Origin of the sequence: Candidatus Ichthyocystis sparus (assembly GCF_900078745.1) — a bacterium.
In the GTDB taxonomy this organism is placed as follows: domain Bacteria; phylum Pseudomonadota; class Gammaproteobacteria; order Burkholderiales; family 2013Ark19i; genus Ichthyocystis; species Ichthyocystis sparus.
The window spans coordinates 194,406-217,377 of sequence record NZ_FKII01000049.1; the positions used below are offsets into that span (position 1 = coordinate 194,406).

The following is a 22,972-nucleotide window of genomic DNA, read 5'->3' on the forward strand; positions in this document are numbered from 1 at the left end:
ATGAGTTTTTGCAAAATTATGAAATTACACAGAGTTTTTTCTTGCATTTCACTTATAGCATGTGCGTTTTTTGTTGGAATATCCTGTGCCCCAGAAAAAACAACCGAAGGAACAGTACCGTCGTACCCATCATCCGGTGGTGGCAAACCAATGCCAGCCCCTGCCCCACCCTCAATTATAGGAGGTGCTGGTGGATCAGGTAGATCATGTGTAGATTAGCAGTTTTTTAAAACTTTCCACCTTATATACAAGAATTTCTGTCTTTACATTTTACCAATCAGCTTATACCATTGACGCTGCTTTTTTGTGCATAAAACAAGGCTAGGGACGCATTCTTAAGCGTTTATCCGCGTAAAAGGAGGGTATTTGTAATGAAAAGGGCCTTTGGTATATCTATTTTATTGGCTGCAGTTCTTGCTCTTGCTGGTTGCGATTGGACGGGTGGTTCTTCCTCAACCGAGGGACAACAAAATGTAGCATCCTCCGGAGCGCAGTACTATGACCAGCAGCAAGACGATAATTCTTCCTATGAAAAACCTAACAGCAGCAGAGATAGCTCTGGTAAAGGTAGTGAAGTAAAGGATAATAAAACGTCAACAAAAGCAGACAAATCTACATCTGGTTCTGGGTCAAACAGAAAGACCAAATAAAACACAGCTAATTTCTTCAACGTCGGCTCATGTGTAACAACTGGGCCGACGTCTCCATGTGCATCAAAACGCTACCTTCAATTTACCAAGAGCGTCCCTAACCATGGAACCATAGTCCTTGTGGGCACGGTCGAAGTGTTCTAGCTGGCGTCTAATTATCTCCTTGGACACACCACCACACATAGCTTCAGCTATGTTTTTGGCAAGGCGTTCTTTCTCATCCTTACTCATCAAAGAAAAGAGCTTGCCTGGTTGCTCATAATTATTGCAGCCATCAGAACCATCATAAGAATAGGCATCACCAGATATCCTCAATGGTGGTTCACTAAATGACGGATCAGCCACCGGACCATTAAAGGTATTTGGCTCATAATATGCATCTCCATGAGGGGCATTCTCAAAAAAGCACATCTGACCATCTCTGTTATACGTATTAACAGGACACCGCGGACGGTTAACGGGTAACATATTGTAATGTACACCCAATCGGTGGCGATGTGCATCTGGATAGCTAAACAAACGCGCTTGTAATACCTTATCTGGGGAAAATCCAATACCTGGAACAACACTAGACGGAGAAAAAGCAGCATTCTCAATTTCAGAGAAGTAATTGTCGGGATTACGATTTAATTCCAATACACCAACTTCAACTAATGGATAGTCCTTGTGATACCACACACGAGTCAAATCAAAAGGATTAAAGCTAAGCTTTTCGGCGTCCCTTTCTGGCATTATCTGAACATACATAATCCATTTAGGAAAATCACCTTTTTCAATGGAATAATAGAGATCTTCTTGATAGCTCTCTCTGGAACGGCCTATAACCTCAGACGCCTCGGCATTAGTAAAAAATTTATGTCCTTGCTGTGTCTTGAAGTGTAGCTTTATCCAAAAACGCTCACCTTTCTTATTCCAAAACGAAAAAGTATGAGAACTATATCCATTCATAAAACGAGGACTCTGCGGCAGTCCTCTATCAGAAAACAATATAGTTACCTGATGCAAACTCTCAGGGGAAGAGGACCAAAAATCCCACATAGCGGTTGGAGATCTAAGATTAGTACGTGGGTGACGTTTCTGAGTATGAATAAAATCAGGAAATTTAAGGGGATCTCGAATAAAAAATACTGGTGTATTGTTACCAACCATATCCCAATTTCCCTGATTTGTATAAAACTTAAGGGAAAAACCTCTGACATCACGCTCTGCATCTGCTGCCCCAAGTTCACCAGCAACCGTGGAGAATCGAGCAAGAACATCCGTTTTAAGACCAACTTTACTCAAAAAATCAGCACATGTGTAGGATGTAATATCCTTCGTTACAGTAAATACACCGTGGGCACCCCAGCCTTTAGCATGAACCACACGCTCTGCAATACGCTCCCTATTTTGATGGGCTAACTTCTCTTGCAAGTGCCAATCCTGAATAAGAACGGGACCGCGTGGACCAGCGGTAACAGAGTTATCATTATCAGTAACTGGCGAACCAGTTGTTGTAGTCATCATCAACTTCTCATTTTTATTACGTGACATCCAGCATCTCCAATCTAAATTCAACAAAAGAACCGTTAACAGTCAATACAGCTACTATAAAAAAAACAAGATGAAGCTTGATCTATAAAAATATTAACTAAAATATTTGCTTAGCGTTGATAGTACGGAACCACCTCTGATTTGCCTAATGCATTAGACACCAACATAAAACCAGCCATGGCAGCTGTAGAGTCAACACTTAACGGCAACTTGGGAACCTTCAAGGCCCACACAGTCACAAAATAACGATGAGCTTTTTCACCAACTGGTGGACAAGGACCACCAAAGTGTCTTGTACCAAAATCATTACGAACTTCAAATGACCCATCAGGTAATTTACCCATAGAAGAGGACCCAGTATCTAAATGATGAACAGAAACCGGGATATCAACAAGCACCCAATGCCACCAACCACTGATACTGGGGGCATCTGGGTCATAAACAGTAACAGCAAAACTCTTGGTACCTTCTGGCTCATGGGACCATGAAAGCTGCGGAGACAAATTACCACCATGGCAGCCAAAGCCATTGTAGACTTGCTTTATACTAAGCTTTTTGTTGTTTGATACATCGTTGCTCTCAAGGTGAAATAAGGAAGCAAAAGCCACAACACTCTTAATGCTAAATACAAAAGAAATTAAAAATAAAGAGAAACCACCTCTAACCGACATACAAGCCCCTCAGAATAAGAAGAACAGTAACTGCACAATATTGCCAAAAAATTAACATATTATGAAGAAGTCCATACATTATTTGGAGTATGGGTAGGATATACCGAATCTTTTCTGTACTTTCAATGATATAAAAAAGATAGATAACTGCAGCAAACATAACTGCAGCAAACTCACGCCATGCTCAAACACAGACAGAGCAGCAACTCAAAAGATGAAAACCAAAATGGTGGAGACGGGCGGAATCGAACCGCCGTCCGCAAGTCCTACACAGCAAGATCTACATGCTTAGCAACGCCATTAAAATCACGTACCCGGCATTGACGCGCAAACACCGACCACGCTATCTGCTAGATTGTCGGGTAGGGAGCCACAGATTCAACCTACCTTATCGTACTAAAATGACACTGCTGTATGTGCAACCACACACCCACCTCATACGCAAGGTGGTGCAGCGGAAGGAAAGCCGGTTATTAAGCGGCTAATTCCTCACATGACTCAAAACATTCATCGTTGGCAGTTATATTTGCCTCCGGCTGTATTTACGTGGATAACCGGCCCACGGCATGCCCTACACTGCTTCGCAACCCACGTCGAAACCAGGTCGCCCCCAATTTCAAAAAAAACAAAAGCTCATTCTACCACAAGAAATACATATACAACTAATATAGTAGCACTATAAATACAAGACTATCTATTTAAAAAGATAATCTCTTAGTTCTACAACTGAAGATACTACATGGGACACCTTCGATCTAAACAACATGTCTGGCTGATATCCCCACGAAACACCAACAAACTCCATCCCACACAAACTGGCTGATTCATAATCACATAAAGCATCGCCAACATAAACGCACCGGGATGAGTCTACACCTGAAAGCGAAACTGCCCTAAGCAATGGATCAGGGGAAGGCTTAGGACGGGAAACGTCATCACCACAAACAAGACAGGGACAATTTAGCTTGAGGTGGTCAAGAAGAGATAAGGTAGGAGCACGCCATTTACCAGTAACAATACCCCAAGGAATAGAAAGTTTCTCAATGGCACTTATTATATCCAACATCCCCGGAAAAAAATCGCTGTTTACATGACTAGCAGCATAGTAGAAATCCAAAAATCTGGTTTTAGCGGCTTTAAATTCCAAACTTCTCTGATCAAGAGAAAAAAACTTCTCAATGATCTTATTCACCCCCTGCCCAGTGTATGGTAGAAACTCTCCCTGAGCTACCGGCAAAGCGCCCCGTTCTTCACAAAGCCTATTAAGTGCCAACCGCAGGTCAGTCGTAGTATCAACTAAAGTACCATCTAAATCAAAAAAAATGGCATCCCAACCTCGACTCATTTTTGCGCAACCATAAAATAGTTAACATCCACAGACGACGCAAAACAAGCAGACCGGGTCAAAGGATTATAACTCATACCCCTAATATCGCTAACCAATAACCCATACTCCTCTATCCACTTAGAAAGTAGGCTGGGCTTTATAAAAAAAGACCAGTTATGCACGCCACGTGGTATAAGACCCAGGATATACTCAGCCATCAAGATAGTTAAAAAATACGATCTGGCAGTGCGGTTTATTGTAGACAAAAACAAATACCCACCTTCTTTTAGTAATTTTATGCAGTGTCCAAGAAATTCTCTAGGTGATGAAACATGCTCTATAACCTCGAGGCACATTACACAGTCAAACTGATGCTCATGAGTATCACAAAAATTAGCAACATCTATGTTGCGATAATCTACACTGATGGATTCAGAAGATGCGTGTAAATTAGCAACATTGATCAATGACGGTGACTCATCAATTCCTACAACATCGGCGCCAAGACGAGCTAAACTCTCCGCCAGGATACCTCCACCACATCCAACGTCTAAAATTTTCTTACCGTGAAGCGAACCAAACGAACGAATCCAATCAACACGTAGAGAATTAATATGATGCAGAACCTTCATGGGACCATTTGGATCCCACCAAGCAGAACTTAGAGTATCAAAAACTCCCATATGTGTTTTCCTGAAAAATGAAAAAGCCCTCCCCGAGTACCAAGAAGAGCTCTTTTATTGGATAGAGGTAGCACTGTGATCAGCAGTCTTACTGATAGGACTAGAAACGGTATTATGTCTCCTTTTATTACAAATTGCATACGCTTTTCCACTTCCACGTTTTTTATGTAGCACCATAAGCTTACTGGAAGAACTGTCAGACATATAATCCCTAGTATTATCATCATCAACAAACATGCTACGGCCGACATCAGGAGCACCAGAACTTGTTGTGCCAATTACCTCTATTTCAACACGACGGTTCTTAGCCCTGCCATCTTTAGTTCTGTTATCACCGATAGGATCAGACTTGCACCTACCCTCTGCACGTATGTAAGAATCTTTAATACCTTTATCAGCTATATAAGAAGAAACAGAATCAGCACGATCCTGTGACAACTTCAAATTAAATTCATCAGAACCACGATCATCAGTATATCCAGTAACTACCACAGCTTTGAGTTTAATTTTTTTAAAAATAAAATCAACCAGAGAGTCCAAGACCTTATAACTAGACTTACGTATCGTGTGTGAAGCAGTATCAAAAAAAGTGCTGGCAGAAATGACAAGCTTACGGTAAATAATTTTCTCTTTTAACTTACTTCTTCCCTCTTCCTCACAATTAGCAATACTCGCACCTGGTGTCCATGAAGACGAACGAACACAATTGTGATTTGAATCCCTAAAATGTTTTCCACTAGAATCAATAATATAAGCATCTTTCTGTTCTTTGGTCAATGCTAATGACACACACGAAAAAGACAATAAAGACAAAAAAACAGCAGCAAAATATACCAAACTTACCTTTGTCATTGTCTCCCCCGAAAAGATTAGTTGCTTAAAAATCACAGGAACGCAACCGATTTTTACACAAAATATATGCAAAACAAGTTGCCAATATAATTATCATTATCTACGAAAGCGTGGTCACAGAGTAGAACAACATCACTACCTCAGAGGATGTCAACCTTTTAGAGAAACTACTACCTGAGCAGCAATACCTTCACACCTACCTATTGCTCCCATTAACTCAGCTGTCTTGCACTTGATACCTATTCTAGATACATCTATGCCCAAAATCATGGAAATATTCTGCTTCATTCTATCTATAAACGAGGAGATACGAGGCTCCTGGGCGATGATGGTAGCATCAACGTTGACAACCCTCATAGGAACAAGTTTACTACACACTTCACCCAACAGCTTCAAGGAATCGGCGTTTTTGTACCTACTATCGGTGGATGGAAAGTAATATCCTATATCTTTCTTGCCACTACCACCAAGCATAGCATCCATAAGTGCATGCAGTAAAACATCAGCATCTGAGTGCCCAACCAACCCACTTGAATGCGGGATAGAAACTCCTCCTATTACGAGCGGCAACCCTTCTAGTAAACGATGAGAGTCGTAGCCGTACCCCACCCGTAGAGAAAGAGAAGAAAGGCAATTAAAGAGTGGGTGCGTTTCTAGATATGACTTAATCGCTGATAAATCGTGGCTATAGGTAAGCTTCATATTGTGTGAACCGCCTAGAACAGCACGGATAAATTCGCTTCCTGACACAAATTCAACAGCAGAAACTTCATCGCATGCATCATTACAGACAGACAAAGCCTCATAAAGTAATTTGTAGCGAAAAATCTGCGGAGTCTGAGCCCTATAAAGCCCGGATCTCTGAACAGACTTTAGGAACTGCCCGCCATCATCTATCTCCTTTATAGCATCCACCTCTGGAAATACCAAAAAAGAGCCCTTAATGCCTGGCTTAACCAGAGAGATCATTAGAGACTGACAATCCTGAAATGTAAGTGCGGGACGAGCTGCATCGTGAACAGCAACCCAATCATCATCATTGGCCATAGTAGAAAGTAAGCGTAAACCGCACCTAACACTCTCACAACGGGTATCGCCGCCACTGCAAGTAATTAGTGGAACATCTCCAACATAGTCTTCCCAAGTAAATGATACTCGAGCATAATCTCCTTCCTTGGGCAAAACCAAAACAATGCCCTGTATGCCAAACAAACGAGACACAGTATACAAAGAATAAGCTATTATAGGGTGGCCACCAACAACCCAATACTGCTTGGGTAAGTTCAAGCCAAAAGGCGAGCCATGTTTAAACCTAGAGCTAGAACCAGCAGCAACAACAATCGCCCACAACCTTAATGACTGCTCAAACATAACCATTTTCTAGTAAACATAGTTAACGTATGATATATCGTATCGGTGCAGTTTAGAAATATTGTAATCAAAAACCCATCACTTGATCATCACTTGATCATATGTAACTCACACAGGGTGATGTAACACTAACCTTCGAAAAAGTGTTGATAGCCATGAAACCTTTTGCACAAGAAATGATATCCGTCAGTCTTGAGGAAGAAATGAAGTCTTCCTACATGGACTACGCGATGAGCGTAATAGTAGGACGCGCACTACCTGATGTACGGGACGGTCTAAAACCAGTTCATCGTAGAATTATGTATGCCATGAACGAACTTGGTAATTCGTGGAACAAGCCGCACAAAAAATCTGCTCGTATAGTTGGTGATGTTATAGGTAAATATCACCCACATGGGGATTCTGCAGTCTACGATACAGTTGTTAGAATGGCACAAACATTCTCTCTTAGGTATACCCTAATTGACGGACAGGGAAACTTTGGTTCCGTAGATGGAGATAATGCTGCTGCTATGCGTTACACAGAAATACGTATATCGCGCATTGGCCAAGAACTAATGAATGATATTGGTAGCCAAACAGTTGACTTTGGTCCAAACTACGATAATTCTGAAACAGAGCCACTAGTACTACCTACCAGAATACCTAATTTGCTAATAAACGGCTCATCGGGAATAGCTGTAGGTATGGCAACCAACATACCGCCTCACAACTTGTCAGAAGTAATAGACTCGTGTTTGGCGTATCTGGATAATCCTGAAATAGACATAGCAGAACTAATAAGGATAGTACCGGCCCCAGATTTTCCAACAGGGGGGATAATATATGGGGTACATGGTATACATGAAGGCTACCGTACAGGACGAGGACGAGTAGTAATAAGAGCCAAGGTGCACTTTGAAGATTTAGATAAGGGCAACAGACAATCTATAATAATTGACGAACTGCCTTACCAAGTAAACAAAAAAAACCTTCTGGAAAAAATTGCTGACCTGGTTAATAACAAGAAACTAGAGGGAATTTCTGATATACGTGACGAATCAGATAGAGATGGAATGAGGGTGGTACTAGAGCTAAAAAGGGGAGAAAACCCAGAAATTGTGACTAACAACTTATACCGCTTCACATCATTACAATACTCGTTCGGGATGAATATTGTAGCATTGGTTAAAGGAAAACCGCAGCTACTTAACCTTAAACATCTAATTCAATACTTCATAGAACACAGAAGGGAAGTAGTAACTCGTCGCACTATATTTGATCTAAAGAAAACTAGAGAAAAAGGCCACCTTCTAGAGGGCTTAGCTGTTGCGCTATCAAACATTAATGAGGTCATCAAACTGATAAAGTCATCTTCATCACGCCAAGATGCACACGAAGCATTAATGAAAAAATCGTGGCCATCGTCTTTAGTAGAAAAAATGTTAAGCAAAGTTGACAAGAAATTAATACGACCAGACGAGTTTAAAGATAATCATGGATTATCGAAGAATGGTTACTTTCTCTCTGACCCCCAGGCCAAGGCTATTTTAGATATGCAGCTGTCTAAGCTGACATCACTAGAACAAGACAAAATTTTCAACGACTACCATAATATAGTTAATACCATTTGTGACCTACTTGATGTGTTAGAAAAGCCTGAGCGTATAAATCAAATAATCCAAGACGAACTAATTAGCACCAGAGCAGAATTTAAGGACGAGCGCCTATCACAAATACTAACCACTACACAAGACCTATGTGATGAGGATCTGATACCTGCTCAGGACATGATGATAACTATGTCACATGCTGGATACATAAAATCACAGCCACTATCTGATTATCGTTCGCAAAAGCGTGGAGGTAAGGGTAAGGTTGCTGCAAAAACCAGAGAGCAAGACTTTATAGAACATGTATTTACCGCCAATACTCACGATTACGTTTTATGTTTTTCGACCCGTGGGCGGTGTTATTGGGTAAAAGTATATGAAATACCACAGGGCAATCGTGTATCCAGGGGTAAGCCTATAGTGAATATATTCCAACTACAAGAAGGAGAAAAAATTACAGCTATCTTATCTGTTAAGGAGTTCTCTGAGGATAAGTTTGTCTTCATGGCAACTTCTATGGGAACTGTTAAAAAAACTTCATTATCTGAATTTAATAATCAAAGAAGGTCCGGATTAATAGCAATCAACCTTGATGATGGTGACCATCTAATTGGTGTAGCTATTACGCAAGGAAACTCGGATGTCATGTTGTTTTCAGATGCTGGCAAGGCAGTAAGATTTTCAGAACAAGATGTACGAAAAATGGGGCGTACGGCAAGAGGAGTACGTGGTATAACAGTTGCTAAGGATCAAAAGGTGATCACTATGTTGGTCACTAATACGGAAGAAAACCTAGCAGTTTTGACAGCCACAGAAAATGGATTTGGCAAGAGAACCTTGATTGAGGAATATCCGAAGCATGGGCGCGGAACCAAGGGTGTTATTGCAATTCAACAATCTAAACGCAATGGTAGAGTTGTATCTGCTGCTCTTGTATCACCAGATGATGAAGTTATGCTTATAACTTTTTCTGGCGTATTAATTCGTCTATATGCAAATGAAATTCGTGCAGTTGGACGTTCCGCGCAGGGTGTTACTCTTATAAATTTATCGGGTGGGGACATACTAGTTAAAGTTCAAAAAATAGTTGAATCTGAAGACATAGTATAGAAAACTTTGGCAATAAAGAGTGGTGATTATTGTAAATTAAGTATTCGAGACCAAGCTTCATGGAAACTGATATTTTTTCAAGAGAAGATGTTGTGGTGCAACATTGCGCTAATACAGTATATCCACCAAAGGAGCTGCTTTGCATAGATCGCACCCTTGATTTATCTGTAACGCAGGGATTAACCGGTGCGGTATTGCTTCTTATGCTGGATGGAATTGTTGTGTGGAAGAAAGCATATGGGTACAAAAATAGGTGGAATTGCGATAAAGAAATAGATAATCCAGAACCAACTACAGTAGATACGCTATATGATTTAGCATCATTAACTAAAATATATGCAACTATGCAAAGTTGCATGAAGCTTTTTGATAGCAAACAGCTTGATATAAGCAGGAAGGTAAGTTACTACGTTCCCAGCTTTTGCTGTGGGCAAAAGGACAGTATCACCGTACGAATGCTGTTACAGCACCGCTCTGGACTGCCAGGAAGTTATCAATTCTATGATCCCAAAGTAGCAGGGAACCTATTTAGTCAAGAACGAACAAGATCTCTATCTTTTCTGCCACAGGTACCATTAGTAAATTCACCAGACACTAAAACTCAGTATAGTGATATTGGAGTATGCTTATTGGGACTAATTATTGAAAATATAACTGGAACAAGTGAAGATAAATTTATTGAATATGAACTCTATCAAAAACTTGGACTTAAGAGAACTAAATATAGGTTAAAGGAAAAACTTGGCCTGTCAATAGAAGATTTTGCTGCTACTGAGCCTTGTGGAAATACTCGTAACGGCTCAATTTATTTTCCTAATATTAGAACCAACACCATCCAAGGAGAGGTACAAGACGAAACCACTTTTTATTCCTTTGATGGAATCTCCGGCAGTGCAGGACTATTCTCGTGCGTAGACGAACTGGCGATACTATCACAAATGATGTTAAACGGTGGTAGCTACAATGGATTTCGGTGGTGCTCTCCCCAAACAGTTAGTAAATTTATGAAAGAAAAAAGTACAGATGGTGAATTTGCACTACTCTGGCACAAAAATAAACCATACGAAATCGCTACTGGCATACTCCCTAAGCCAAATGCAGTGTGGCACACGGGGTGGGTAGGAACATTTTCTATGCTAGATTATAAAGCTAACGCTGCCATCATATACCTAAGTAACAAAAAAAATAGCCAAGTTTTAATTCATCCAAACACATTTTGGGCTGATTGTGCAGTAACCAGCACATATGGAATTATAGCTGATTTATTCTATAGAGGATTAATTAGTATGGGAAAACTTAGTTAATTCATACGCAAACCTCTATTTGCCATTTGTCTAATATGAAACACATAAATAAAATAGTATCATCGAATAATAATTTAATATATTCACAAAAATAGCAAATAATCAATAAAAATGCTGTAGGTTACAACGTGTAAGTTATGCATTGTGTATACATGCAAATTTTATGCTCTTTTTATAACATGTACTAACAGTCAAAGCGGCAATTGATTATTAATTGTTTTTTCATCTATATCAATCAGCAACAAAAAAATAAAACTAATACTACTAATAAATAATATTTCTTGGGTCAGTATTTGACATGATCTAATTAGTTCATAGTTTGTAAGTTATAAATAAGTTAGGAATATTAATCACTATTTACTATTATTGGATTAGATATTGAGCAAACATTAATAAAGATTGTATTTTAATCTTGAACTACATAGGTACTAAATACCATGTAAAAGATAACAAAAAATATCTTTTTTAAAATTAGGAACTTAGGAGTGTTATTATGAATAATGTAAGTCTAAGATGTGAATATGGGTGTGATTATGCTGAGGATATAAATTATGAAACCAGCCCCTCTAAAGAAGAAAGATCGACAGTAGAACCTGTGGTAGTAAATCATAATCCTGCTTATGAAGAAGAAATTTCAACCATTATTAGTATAGCAGCCAACGCGGATAATAGTAGCTACATTGCAGGAATGTTTTCATGTTGCTCAAACAAAATATTGGAAAATGTCATGATTCGAGCAAATGATATGCTAAAGTCCAGAGATACTTATTGGAATATAAATCATGAACTTCTGGGTCAGATTATTCCATTGAATATGTTAATTTCGTCAATATCTAAGAATATTTCTGGCGCTCCAAGTAGTGTGCTATCCGGTATCGTAAAAGCTGAATTTGTGCGAGCAATACTCTTAGATAAGATGTTGGACGCAGCTGATTCAGCTCTTTCGTTAGAAACAACTCTCAGACGCTTATTGATAGGAATACTGCCATCTGAAAATAATAACAATTCAAATATGACAAGTAATAATAAGTCATCTGCAACTACAGGTGTAACAATCAGAGAAGAATATGGTTTGTCATCATATTCAGCGTCAGTTGCACGTGCAATGTTAGCATCACTTGGCAAATCTCATAAGAATAAAAAATCTGTAAAAAGTGCTGAAGAAGATCGAACTAAGAGAACTATTGCTGCTACTTCTAAAGCTGCAATTACCGTCAAAGCAGCTGCTGCTAATGTTGTAGATGCTACTGCTGCTGCTATCGAAGCTGCTACTGCCGCTGTAGAAGCTGCTGCTGCTGCCAATAATTATGATGCTATTATCTTAGCTTCTGCCGCTGTAGAAACTGCTACTATAGCTTACAGTACTGCTAATAATGCTTACAACGATGCTTCTGCTGCTATGGAAGATGCTGCTTCCAACGTTGCTACTTGGCCAATTCAATAGTTATTGGCAAGAGAAGTAATGATAGTTCTGATAAAAAATAATCTTCTGGTAAAAAAAGAAAAACATCTGGGCAAAAAATATCTAATCATAAACATGATATCTATGTAGATAAAATTCCAATAAACAAATATATAGCCCAGAACCAAAACAAGTGTAGATATATATTATTGAGTATGCGCTTTATAAAAAACTTGAACCCATGATAAACTATTATAATTTTATAAGTAACAACTTGATTTACAAGTAGAAAATTTAGCTGCTAATAGGTCTTGTATAAATAAGAGTAATGGCTAAATTTATTAGCCTAGTATTATAATCAACACAAATAGTTTAAAAAGAAGTACGAGACTAAACTATTTTTTATTACTTTAGAGAAATTTATGATTATGTAAAATAGTTATCGTACATAAAAAATTATCAATACTGACACAAATAATGTTAATTGGTGATAATTACAATGAGTTTTAACAATATCCTCCTCAAACAGTTAGTAAATTTATGAATAAAAAATACAGATGGCTAATTAACTCTACTTTGGCACAAAATAAAATCACATTAAGTTGCTATTAACAGACTTTATGATTCATATGTAGCACATCATATATGATACGTAAAAATATTTTATATACCAAATTTTTATCAATGCTTTTATGATGTAATTAAACAAAAAATGTCAGTTTTTAAATTTATCCAAACACATTTCAGATTGATTATCTAGCAATCAGTTGATATGTAATTATATCTAATTTACTACATAGATGATTACTCAGCATAAAAAACTTTATATTATATATAAACCTCTATCACTTGTTACTTGCTTAGCATGAAATACACAAATTAATGTTACCATATGATGATTTGATATATTTATGAAAATAATAACGGTCAATAAAAAAATATCTTAGGATACAGTGTGCAAATTATGCTATTAATATATTGCTTACATCATGAACTGGTGACCAAAATAGCGATTGATTATTAATAATTTTTGCATCTATATGACTTTAATATTCAGATAATAGTTATTAATACATAACATTTATCTAAGCACTATTTTACTTAAATCAATATGATCAGATTAGTTGTAGTTTGTAAGTTAGATATTAGGTAGACATTAATGAATGTTGTGTTTTAGTCTTGAGCTCTATATGGGTACTAAATATCATGTAAAATCGGGAGTTAGGGAGTGTTGTCATGAAGAACGTAGGTCTGGGATATAGTCATGATCTAATATATGAACATGAATGTAATAATGGAAATTATAAAAGCAATCCTACTGAAGGAAAAATATCAGCAGGAGAGTTTATAGTAATCAATAATAATCCCGCCTATGAAGCAGAAGTTTCAATGATTATTAGCACAGCATCCAATATGACAAATGGTAGCTACTTCGCAGGAATGTTTTCATATTGCTCAAGTGAAGTCTTGGAAATCACCATGGATAGAGTAAAAGACATGCTAAAGTCTAGAGATAGTTATTGGAATAGAAATCATGAACTGCTGAGGAATCTTCCACCTTTGAATAGATTAATTGAATCAATGTCTAAAAATATTTCTGATGCTTCTAGCAGTGTAGTATCCAATATTGTAAGAGCAGAATTTGTACGGGCAGTACTCTTAGATAAGATGTTGGACGCAGCTGATTCAGCTCTTTCATTAGAAGCAACTCTTAGACGATTGTTAATAGGGATACTGCCACCTGATAATAGTGACACTTCAGATATAACAAGTAATTATCATCCATCTACATCTACAGGTGTAACAATCAGTTCAGGATCTGGTTTATCACCATATTCAGAATCAGTTGCACGTAAAATATTAGCATCTCTTGGTCAAGATCCTAAGGATAGAGAATCCGTAAAAATTACTGAAGAATCTCGAACTGAAAAAGCTGCTGCTGCTACTTCTAAAGCCGCCGCCACTGTTAAAGCTGCTGCTGATGCTATAGTAGCTGCTGCTACCGCTGCTAGAAATGCTGCTTCTGCTGCTATCGAAGCTGCTAATGCTTCTGTAGAGGCAGCTGCTGCCGCCAATAATGACGATGCCATCATAGCTGCTGCCGCTGCTGCAGAAGCTGCTGCCGCTGCTTCTGGTGCTGCTAATAATGCTTCTAGGGCTGCTGCTATTGCTTCCAAAATTGCTGCTACTGCTGCTATCGAAGCTGCTGCCTCCAAAGGTGCTGCTGTTGCTGCTTCCAGAGCTGCTGCTAAAAGAAACAATAATAGTCTTGGAAAAAGATTGCATTCTGGCGAAAAGGGAAAAAATACAATAAAAAAACCAACCACTAAGAAACCACAATATACATACACATAGATAAAATTGCGACAGAGAAGTAGACAATCCGTAATCAACTACAGTAAATATGCTATATAATTGGCATAATTAACTAAAGTATATGCAAATCCGCATGGAGCTTTTTGACAACAAACAGCTGGGTATAAGCAAAAAAGTAAGACAACTCCTAGTCTTTGCTATAGGAAAAAGGATAGTGTTACTGATAAATGCCGTTACAGCATCGATCTAGATTGCCAAAAAATTATCAGTTCTATGATCCCAAAGTAGCAGGCAACCTATTTAATCAAGAATGAACAAGATCTATCTTTTCTGCCACAGGTACCATTAATAAATTCACCGGACACCAAAACCCAGTATAGTAATATTAGGGTATGCCCATTGGGACTAATTATTGAATAATATAACTTAACTGAAACAAGTGAAGGTACATTTATTGAATATGAAATCTATCAAAAACTTGAACTTAAGAGAATAGTTATAGGTTGAAGAGAAAACTTGGTCTGCCAATAGAAGATTTTGCTGCTACTGATACTTATGGAAATACTAGTAACGACTCAATTTATTTTCCTAATGCCAGAGTCGACGTCATCCAAGGAGAAGTACAAGACGAAACTACTGTTTATTCCTTTAGTTAAATCTCTGGCAATACAGAATTACTCTCGTGCGTAGACGAACTAGAAATACTGTCACAAATAATGTTAGACGACAATGGATTTCAATGATGTTTTCCTCAAACAATTAGTAAATTTATGAAAGTACAGACGGTGAATTTGCACTACTATGGAACAAAAATAAATCACACGAAGTCGCTAGCGCAACACTTCCTAAAATGCATGCAGTGCATCACTGAGATGGGTATAAATAATATTTACTATGCTGTATTGTAAATAGAATTGACACTTCCGTCATATGTAGCATAGCAGAGCAACAGAAAAAGAAAATATCCGAGTCTTAATTAGTAGAAACCTATTTTAGGATAATTGTGCAGTAACGGCAAACATGAGATGCAAGAGTAGAAAAATATTCTAGTCAGTTTGAGTTGACAAATACAACAAACTTAAATTAGCAACAACCATATAACAATAATATCTAATGCCTTTACACAGCTTATTGTTGCCCTTTACCATTAAATACCAGTAATACAACTTTGCTAGGTTAAAGGTGTAACAGCAAATTAAAAAAATAGGGAGACGGTAGAATTAGTAGCATTCATGTGAAGTTACCCATAACAATAAATAGATGCTGTGTGATAGGCAATCTAAGACAAGGTGCTTCATACAAAATTTAGTTGGGTTTTAGTGAAATTAGGTTCAATGAACTGGTAGCAGATAAATATGGTTATCACTCTGCTATTACTACTTGATTGCCTATATTACGTAATTAAAAACATCGTTAATTAACAATTCTATGTGCGCTTACATTCTAAATAGTATTTTTGGTAAATCGTGTGTGTACAAATCCATAGCTATATCGCAACTAACAAGTGCAATAATGTAATAAATTATTATTAATAGACAACTTAACCCCCACCGTAGAGCAAAACAAATAGTATCCATTAACTAAATTTCAGTTTACAATATCTTCAAACATACCAAAGCGAAGCCTAAAGGCGTTTAGATAGTTTTATGCAATGTATAGGCGTATAGGTTGCACATATGCATAGAAAATTATTCATAAATATGGCAATTTATCGCTACTTATTACTGGTTGGCGTTGTGGCACTGGGTAGATAAGAGCAGTAAAGGAATTGGAGTATTTAGTTGAGCTTAAAACTGAAAATAAAACTCAAACTAGCACTATTCAAATTCACCACTAATGGATACCTCTTCCTGAAGCGCTATTCGTCCTACATCAGTATAACGTAGTGGTTTACGCTAATTGATAAGTTGTGGGCTCGTTGTTGCGCTCGTTGTTGCCATAGATGCATGGAATAGCAAATACGTGAGCTAGTAGTTAATAGTAATATGAATTGCTACTACAGTAATTGCTACCATAGGTGTTTATTATGTGGTTATCACTGGTCAAGAGTCTACGGTGATTGTGTTTGTTTTTTTTAAGTGGCTGCTAAATCGAGTAGTGGGTGCTAGTTGAATAATGTGCTACTGGGCTACTGGTAGAAAAATAACAAAAGAGTGACAACAACAAGGGAGTAAGTGAATTATGAGAAATTTGGGCAGTGGTAGGTCGTGGCAGAATCCCGAAACTGGATCCTCATCATCTGATGATGATGTTGGTGATGCAGTAGATTCTGCAGCGGCTGAGGCGTCTGGGGCTGCTGCATCTTCTCCTGCGACAGGATTGCAGGAGGAAGTTGAGCGTATGGCTGATACAGTAATGGCCATAGGATCAATTGGATTAGTAAGGGGAATGTTTTGGGACTCACCGTGGAGCATTATAGAAGCTATGTTGAGGCGTGTAGAATCAATGCTTGCTGAAAGAGGTGCTCTGGTACATAGAAATGGCTTGATTTGGGGTCAGGTACGTCAATTGCAAGTTTCAATGCCGCAGACAACTGCGGGTAATTTTTCTTCCATATTAGGAAGACAACTTAGGATGTGTGCACTCATAGATGAGGCATCTTCGAATACAGATCGCGCTTCTGGTTTAGTGCACGACGCTAGACTCTTGTTGTCTAGTATAGCTCCCGATGCAAGTAGCAGAGGTGCTAGAGGTGCAGCATATGGACATTTAGTTGTTTCTGTAGAGGAAAGACTTGCATCACTGGAGGGAACTGCAGCAACGGCGGCTGCGGCTGCAGCAACTGCGTCCACATCATCTGCGGCAACAGCAACTGCGTCCACATCATCGGGAGCGCCTGCAGTAGAGACGGGATTGGCGGGATTGATGATGTTAGCAATGGCATCTACATCGGCTGCTGGATGGGGAGCCCCACAGCCAACACAACATGGAGAAGATTCTGCAGATGTGGGGGGTGGAGGTGATAGTACATCTTCTTCTACCATCTCAGCTGTTGACAGTGCACACGGCAGAGATAGTAGGCAATCTCAACGACACTCAACAACGACGCCACCATTATCATCTGCTGCTAGTGAGGAAGGTGGTAGCGCTTCTGAAGGCGGTGCTGGTACACCTTCCCCTCTTGGAGACTATGGTCATGATTGGCGACAACCTCCAACATCAACTACTGGAACTTCATCTCGTGAAGGTGATTTATCTTCTACCGTTGTTAGCACCAGCAGCAGTGGTACCAGCAGTGGTAGTAGTTATGAATTGCAATCATCAGAAGAAGTAATGGAAGAAGTAATGGAAGAGGTAATGGAAGAAGTAATGGAAGAGGTAATGGAAGAAGTAATGGAAGAAGAAGTTCGTGATTTTGAAAGTAGTAGTGCATCTTCTCCTGCGGGCAGCAGTCGCAGTGGTCGTCATAGCGATGATGAATGGCAATCACCATCAGGAAGCGGAGCAGGAGGAGAGGAAGAGGAAGATTTTGAAAGTGGAGGTAGTGTAGTACATTCTCCTACTGATAGTAGCCATTATTCTAGTGGTGATGAATGGCGGCCACCATTAGCCGGAGCTGAAAGGGAAGAGGAAGAGGAAGATTTTGAAACTGGAAGTGATAGTAGTAGTGTACATTCTCCTGCTGATAGTGGCCCCCGCAGCAATGATAGTAGCGTGCATGGTAGTGATGATGAATGGCGACCATCAGACGGTGAAGCAGCCAGAGGAAGGGGAGGAGCTGCCGCTGCTAGAACGGGAGTAGGAGCTGCCACTAGAGGAGCTGCTGCTGCTAGAGCTAGAAGAAGAACAACTGCTGCTGCTAGAGGAGCTGCTGCTGCTGCTAGAGCTAGAAGAAGAGCTGCTGCTGCCAGAGAAGCTGCTGCCGGAGAAGCTGATGCTGGAGAAGAAAGGGTAGGTGCTCTTGTAAGAAGAAGTTCTTCTAGAGAACATGCCTCTACTACTTCGAAAGTCCCAGGATTTTACAAACACATGACTAGGTAGCGGTGCGCGGCCACCAAGCAATGTATACGAATGTTGACTTCGTGTGTGATAGGGAGTTTGTGGGTGGGGGTTTTGTGAGATATGCCCCCCCTTACTAACGCTCTCTCTCGTATGTGGTATTGTCCCTGTCACTATGTTCAGCCTGACAATGCTCATCATAAGTTTGTTTGGGTTGGCTTGGGGTCAACAAGGCCTGGTGTGTGGTGCCATAGTGTGTGTATTTCATGGATTAAAGAAATGCATGAGCGTAAAATTGCTGGAGTTATAATGATAGAATTAAAGCCTTGTTGGTGCTGTGTGCGTAAACACAGACACACTATGTCCACAATTAAGACTAGTGTTGTAGTAAGACACGATAAAAGTAATCGGTGGCTTTATCCTTTAACCTTTTGAATAAGAAAGCTCCCCTAGTGCCTTCGATCAGTCAAGTGGAGTATTTCAATTAGCAACTGTATTACTTGTAATGCTTGCATAAACAACTTTTTAGATGACGGTGCTCATGTAAATCGTCTTTTCCCTAAGCAATACACTATAGAAAACTCATCGACGTACTCTACCGTAATGGCCTTGCATCGATCAATGACTGATTGGTGAAAAAGAAATGCTCAATTAAAAAACACACCCTAATTAGATAATCCTCTTTTATTAGAGTACGATCTGCCTGTATTGACTTGACCTGCCAACATAGCAAATCTATGCTTATTTCATTCTTTTCTTATATAAAATGGTCGAAATGAAAGGAAGATATGATATACATTAACAAAGAATACAGCACTTACTCATTAGTAATACAAGATATTTGTTGTTGTTATTACTTATATAACAACTTCTTAGATTGATATAATTTTTGGCATAGAAATAACACTCCAAAAATTGCTAAAGGACATTCTGCTATATGAATATAATAACAGCCCACCTATATCTACACCAAACGGAAGTTTATTTTTATACGAGCCCAAAAGTTAGATAAGAAAAACACCATCATCTCTAAAATAACCAAACACGTTCATACTGGTAACCTGCGATAGTAGATATCAAAGATATAGCGCCATAGATGTCGTACTGCAAACACAAAAACACTCACTCCACCACGGGTCAAATATTAGACTAGAAAAACTAGTTACCCTCTATAACAGTTTCCCAGTTACAAGTTTAACTGAGCAACCACTTCCACTCAAACGTTGCTGAAAGTGTGAAAAAATGGTAGCAGAATATTTAGTATTGTTGCTTATGGTCATGTTACAACAATTAGTGCTGTAACAATAATCTCATGCTTATCTTAGTATATTCTCTCACAGATTGATTTCATATATATACCGTCAGTTTCGCAAATGCTAAATTTGTCACTTATAAGCTTCTTTATAATGTGCTATTGAGTATAGCTACTGGAGTATGTGTAGATATATATTAAGTTATCATTCACCAGAATGTGCATATAGTACACATTAAATGTAGAGAGTACTAATTCACAAATACTGTGGACCTAGGGGACCATATATAGATATGTTCGAACATATCACCAATGTCTATGAAAAAGTTAAAGTGCAGGCGTACTACACCAATTATGTGACCATTGCGCTGCCATTCAATTCATTCAAAAAGTACAGAAAAAAAACAATAAAACCGAATAAATGGCACCAAATACTTTAGTCACACCATTGTACATGGCAGCAAAATTCATAACTACTATCACAAATATCCGCATATATGAGGAGCAAACAAAAATACTAATTAAACTTCTCTACAGCAAGTAATAAAATATCTATAATACAACACCATATAGCGTATATGATATATGTCATATACAGATACGAAAAACGCTCCATCTCTATTACTATAACCATAAACTACTCAGAAAAATAGCAATTTATCACTAACTATTTTAGCATTGTATTATTTTAATAATTATATAGCTCATTATAAATTACAGTAACTTATATTGTTAATAAAAATCAACAGTTATGCCATTAACACATAACATTCATGGAGCTATACTTTACTTACATCAATATGTATCGTATCAAGTGCAATTTATAATAATTAAAAATAAAATAGGATGATAATATTAACTATAACTCTAGATATTTTCATTTAGTTTCTTCTAAATATACACATACGGAGTTCCTAATTTTATAATATTATGCTATATATATAGCTACATCTATAACTAGATACATGGTTAAAAAATCATGGCAAAGAAATAATATAACGCTAAGTACACAGCAATAAAATAACAAAAATTTTGATATGAATTATAGGTATTGGAATGAGTAATATAGAAAGTAGTTCTTACGGTTACAGCAGTGACACTTATACTTGTGAAATAGAATCTCCCCCAGATGGGGTCAACTTAGCTATGGAAGTATGTCACGTAGAAGGAATTGATCCTGATGTGGAAGCTTTACATATAGTTAGCACGGTAACTAATATGGAAGATGATTGTAACACTACAGGCATGTTCCAACATTGCTCATGGGCAGTGTTGGATCATGTAATGCTCTTAGCAAAAGCTATGGTTATGCTCCGAGGTTATCATTTTAAAGAATATACCAAGATGCGTGAGCAAGTATTATCTTTGATGAATTCAATTTCATTAATTTCTGTAGGAAACCAAGTACCTGATATTCCATTAGCTTTTAGGAATCAACATATCCGAAATGTTTCAATGGCTTACTCCGTATCTGCACTCCTTTTAGAGAACATGTCATCGGAGGTTGATAACGTCTTGAGTATAGAATCTGCACTCAGGAGGTTGTTGAAGAGTATACTGCCCAATGAAAATGCTGATAATACATCTACTGCAGGGAATGTCTGTTTGTTTTTAGAAGAGTTCAGAAGTTCTATAAGGAAAGTGTTATCATCTTTAAACACATTTATGCCTGTAGTATGTAGTGCTGAGACTCAAACATGTAATGCATCATACAGCAATAGTCCAGCACATAATTCGTCAGATGTTGGAACTCAAACAAACAGCACCTCAGATGTTGAAACCCAAACATATAATTCTTCGGATATCGTAACTCAAACGCATAGATACTCAAGCATTGGAACTCAAACAGATACTAACTTAACTTATTCTTCCGCTTCCGCTTCCGCTTCCGCTTCCGCTTCCAGAGCTTGTAATGTTGCCAAAACTGCTACTAATGATAAAAGTAATAATTATTCTGAGGAAAAACTATCTTCTGATAAAAGAATGAGTTACAGAATGGCTAGCGTACTTTCCAGATTACAGGGATTTTACAGTGGTAAATATAAATAATTTACCAGATATATATAAGCTTAAGTATAAGCTTAAGTAAGATCATTTATCTTAACAGGTATTGCTCTAGCACCAATATATAGGCAAACAGCAGAGATATTTTAGTATTATTGTGTTCCATAGACATCGCATCATTATTGCGAGTGTAATTTGGTTTTGTTAGTGCAAAATTTGTTTCCTATAAACCTCTATGATGCGTCAAAACAACAATTAATGGTCTATACTTATTTTTAAGGTAAAATTAAGTGAGTTACATGAACTATGAGGTCGTAAATGAAAAGTAGTTCATAAGCAATAGCATATGGCACTATTAGACGTACGGCTCTAATTCATACTGCGCTCAAGAAAAAATGTTGGTACATGAAATGTTGGCACATGATTTAACCATAGTATCGCTATACTACCTTTAAAGGTGGTAGTACTGCATAGCGTATGCAGAAGCACATATGTAAAACTGTGCATCTGTGTGTGTATAGAGAAAATTGAGGTGTAGTCCACTCTCGTCGTTATATAATATGTAGAAGAGTATAATCACTAAGACAATCATGTAAAAAATCAGTAAAGCTCCATGGAAAAGACGGCTAATATTTTAGTTGCACTATTACACATGTTGCGCAGTTAGTTAAGGAGAGAGCTGTTGCAACTAGTAGCGGTAGCGGTATGTAAAAATGGCTATGCTTTTTTCTGTCTCTGCTAATACTACCGTAGGCCTCACATCAAAATGGAACTGGTTGTTAATTGTTCTAACAATTAAATCGTCAACAAAAATCTGACTAGCAACACTGTTAATTGATACCTGCTCTTGAGACAATGTTCTGCTTGCGTCAGTATGTACTGAATAGAATATAATTCACGCTAACTGGAAACGTAACATTGTTTTAGAGTGATTGTTGAGTGCTGGTTGACATTGTTAACTTTTTT

The 22,972-nt window shown here is 38.1% G+C and carries 15 protein-coding genes and 1 other RNA gene; 9 read left to right on the plus strand and 7 right to left on the minus strand.

Annotation, left to right across the window (positions count from 1 at the left end; genetic code table 11):
• The first annotated feature begins 18 nt into the window (after window positions 1-18).
• On the plus strand, window positions 19-219 hold the full coding sequence (locus A6733_RS04840; RefSeq protein WP_092460525.1) for a hypothetical protein: 201 nt from the start codon (window positions 19-21) through the stop codon (window positions 217-219).
• A 152-nt stretch (window positions 220-371) separates the two neighbouring features.
• Window positions 372-650 (plus strand): hypothetical protein, encoded by a 279-nt coding sequence (locus A6733_RS04845; protein ID WP_092402578.1) that lies wholly within the window; start codon window positions 372-374, stop codon window positions 648-650.
• Window positions 651-713: 63 nt separating this feature from the next.
• On the opposite strand, the gene A6733_RS04850 is transcribed toward A6733_RS04845, so the two are convergent.
• The 7 genes from A6733_RS04850 to ispF all read right to left on the minus strand — a co-directional run bounded on the left by A6733_RS04850 (window position 714) and on the right by ispF (window position 7,087).
• Window positions 714-2,183, minus strand: a complete 1,470-nt coding sequence (locus A6733_RS04850) for a catalase (RefSeq protein WP_092402576.1) — start codon at window positions 2,181-2,183, stop codon at window positions 714-716.
• 110 nt (window positions 2,184-2,293) lie between these two features.
• Window positions 2,294-2,854, minus strand: a complete 561-nt coding sequence (locus tag A6733_RS04855) for a YbhB/YbcL family Raf kinase inhibitor-like protein (RefSeq protein WP_092402574.1) — start codon at window positions 2,852-2,854, stop codon at window positions 2,294-2,296.
• A 227-nt stretch (window positions 2,855-3,081) separates the two neighbouring features.
• Window positions 3,082-3,466: a transfer-messenger RNA gene (gene ssrA / locus A6733_RS04860) on the minus strand.
• 82 nt (window positions 3,467-3,548) lie between these two features.
• Window positions 3,549-4,199 (minus strand): HAD family hydrolase, encoded by a 651-nt coding sequence (locus A6733_RS04865; RefSeq protein ID WP_092402572.1) that lies wholly within the window; start codon window positions 4,197-4,199, stop codon window positions 3,549-3,551.
• Window positions 4,196-4,864, minus strand: a complete 669-nt coding sequence (ubiG, locus tag A6733_RS04870) for a bifunctional 2-polyprenyl-6-hydroxyphenol methylase/3-demethylubiquinol 3-O-methyltransferase UbiG (protein ID WP_092402570.1) — start codon at window positions 4,862-4,864, stop codon at window positions 4,196-4,198. The genes A6733_RS04865 and ubiG overlap by 4 nt, the downstream gene beginning before the upstream one ends.
• A 54-nt stretch (window positions 4,865-4,918) precedes the next feature.
• Window positions 4,919-5,716 carry an OmpA family protein gene (locus A6733_RS04875; protein ID WP_092460528.1) on the minus strand — a complete coding sequence of 266 codons (798 nt, stop codon included), beginning with the start codon at window positions 5,714-5,716 and terminating at the stop codon, window positions 4,919-4,921.
• Window positions 5,717-5,866: 150 nt separating this feature from the next.
• A complete protein-coding gene (gene ispF / locus A6733_RS04880) occupies window positions 5,867-7,087 on the minus strand; it encodes a 2-C-methyl-D-erythritol 2,4-cyclodiphosphate synthase (RefSeq protein WP_175330545.1) in 1,221 nt (406 codons plus the stop codon).
• A 155-nt stretch (window positions 7,088-7,242) separates the two neighbouring features.
• On the opposite strand from ispF, the gene gyrA reads away from it, so the two are divergent.
• The 7 genes from gyrA (at window position 7,243) to A6733_RS04915 (ending at window position 22,051) form a co-directional block, all read left to right on the plus strand.
• Window positions 7,243-9,789, plus strand: a complete 2,547-nt coding sequence (gene gyrA, locus A6733_RS04885; protein WP_092411153.1) for a DNA gyrase subunit A — start codon at window positions 7,243-7,245, stop codon at window positions 9,787-9,789.
• A 59-nt stretch (window positions 9,790-9,848) separates the two neighbouring features.
• Window positions 9,849-11,093, plus strand: coding sequence for a serine hydrolase (locus A6733_RS04890; RefSeq protein WP_092411136.1), 1,245 nt, complete (start codon window positions 9,849-9,851; stop codon window positions 11,091-11,093).
• A gap of 493 nt (window positions 11,094-11,586) precedes the next feature.
• Window positions 11,587-12,537 carry a hypothetical protein gene (locus A6733_RS04895; protein WP_092403476.1) on the plus strand — a complete coding sequence of 317 codons (951 nt, stop codon included), beginning with the start codon at window positions 11,587-11,589 and terminating at the stop codon, window positions 12,535-12,537.
• Between the two features lie 1,194 nt (window positions 12,538-13,731).
• On the plus strand, window positions 13,732-14,850 hold the full coding sequence (locus A6733_RS04900; RefSeq protein ID WP_092403472.1) for a hypothetical protein: 1,119 nt from the start codon (window positions 13,732-13,734) through the stop codon (window positions 14,848-14,850).
• Between the two features lie 464 nt (window positions 14,851-15,314).
• Window positions 15,315-15,467, plus strand: coding sequence for a hypothetical protein (locus A6733_RS08835; RefSeq protein WP_175330590.1), 153 nt, complete (start codon window positions 15,315-15,317; stop codon window positions 15,465-15,467).
• Window positions 15,468-16,992: 1,525 nt separating this feature from the next.
• A complete protein-coding gene (locus tag A6733_RS08840) occupies window positions 16,993-18,792 on the plus strand; it encodes a hypothetical protein (protein WP_092460530.1) in 1,800 nt (599 codons plus the stop codon).
• Window positions 18,793-21,058: 2,266 nt separating this feature from the next.
• On the plus strand, window positions 21,059-22,051 hold the full coding sequence (locus tag A6733_RS04915; RefSeq protein WP_092460535.1) for a hypothetical protein: 993 nt from the start codon (window positions 21,059-21,061) through the stop codon (window positions 22,049-22,051).
• The last annotated feature ends 921 nt before the right edge of the window (window positions 22,052-22,972 follow it).

What these genes read in the sequence shown, in the direction of transcription:
- A6733_RS04855 (WP_092402574.1), bottom strand. Translation starts at nt 2,854, where the DNA reads ATGTCGGTTAGAGGTGGTTTCTCTTTATTTTTAATTTCTTTTGTATTT.
- gyrA (WP_092411153.1), top strand. Translation starts at nt 7,243, where the DNA reads ATGAAACCTTTTGCACAAGAAATGATATCCGTCAGTCTTGAGGAAGAA.
- A6733_RS04865 (WP_092402572.1), bottom strand. Translation starts at nt 4,199, where the DNA reads ATGAGTCGAGGTTGGGATGCCATTTTTTTTGATTTAGATGGTACTTTA.
- A6733_RS04915 (WP_092460535.1), top strand. Translation starts at nt 21,059, where the DNA reads ATGAGTAATATAGAAAGTAGTTCTTACGGTTACAGCAGTGACACTTAT.
- ispF (WP_175330545.1), bottom strand. Translation starts at nt 7,087, where the DNA reads ATGTTTGAGCAGTCATTAAGGTTGTGGGCGATTGTTGTTGCTGCTGGT.
- ubiG (WP_092402570.1), bottom strand. Translation starts at nt 4,864, where the DNA reads ATGGGAGTTTTTGATACTCTAAGTTCTGCTTGGTGGGATCCAAATGGT.
- A6733_RS08840 (WP_092460530.1), top strand. Translation starts at nt 16,993, where the DNA reads ATGAGAAATTTGGGCAGTGGTAGGTCGTGGCAGAATCCCGAAACTGGA.
- A6733_RS04875 (WP_092460528.1), bottom strand. Translation starts at nt 5,716, where the DNA reads ATGACAAAGGTAAGTTTGGTATATTTTGCTGCTGTTTTTTTGTCTTTA.
- A6733_RS04900 (WP_092403472.1), top strand. Translation starts at nt 13,732, where the DNA reads ATGAAGAACGTAGGTCTGGGATATAGTCATGATCTAATATATGAACAT.
- A6733_RS04845 (WP_092402578.1), top strand. Translation starts at nt 372, where the DNA reads ATGAAAAGGGCCTTTGGTATATCTATTTTATTGGCTGCAGTTCTTGCT.
- A6733_RS04840 (WP_092460525.1), top strand. Translation starts at nt 19, where the DNA reads ATGAAATTACACAGAGTTTTTTCTTGCATTTCACTTATAGCATGTGCG.
- A6733_RS04890 (WP_092411136.1), top strand. Translation starts at nt 9,849, where the DNA reads ATGGAAACTGATATTTTTTCAAGAGAAGATGTTGTGGTGCAACATTGC.
- A6733_RS04850 (WP_092402576.1), bottom strand. Translation starts at nt 2,183, where the DNA reads ATGTCACGTAATAAAAATGAGAAGTTGATGATGACTACAACAACTGGT.
- A6733_RS04895 (WP_092403476.1), top strand. Translation starts at nt 11,587, where the DNA reads ATGAATAATGTAAGTCTAAGATGTGAATATGGGTGTGATTATGCTGAG.